The following is a 364-nucleotide window of genomic DNA, read 5'->3' as shown; positions in this document are numbered from 1 at the left end:
GGCGCCCCGGCCGGGCTGCAAAGCCTCACGGTCGGCGGCACCGTGGTCAGCGAAGCCGAACTGGGCAACCTGGGCACCACCCCGGTCAGCATCGACACCGGCGAGGGCACGCTCGTGCTCACCGGCTACGACGCCGCCACCGGCGCGGTCAGCTACACCTACGACCCGAACGTGCAAAGCAGCAACGCCCCGGTGCTCGACGCCATCGCCGTGGTGGTCACCGACGATCTGGGCATCGCCGCCACCGGCAGCCTCGACATCCAGATCACCGACTCCGTGCCGGTGGCGATCAATGACACCAACGTGATCGCCGAGGATGCGGCCAACACCGTCAGCGGAAGTGTGCTCACCAACGACACCGTCG

At 68.7% G+C, this 364-nt stretch carries 1 protein-coding gene; it reads left to right on the top strand.

What is annotated here, in order from left to right; genetic code table 11:
- The coding region (locus I8J34_RS24350; RefSeq protein WP_214364209.1) for a hypothetical protein at positions 1 to 364 on the top strand (364 nt) is incomplete at both ends.

This window comes from Denitromonas iodatirespirans (assembly GCF_018524365.1).
In the GTDB taxonomy this organism is placed as follows: domain Bacteria; phylum Pseudomonadota; class Gammaproteobacteria; order Burkholderiales; family Rhodocyclaceae; genus Nitrogeniibacter; species Nitrogeniibacter iodatirespirans.
Note: the sequence above shows the minus strand (reverse complement) of the source record. Positions and strands in the feature narration are given on the sequence as shown.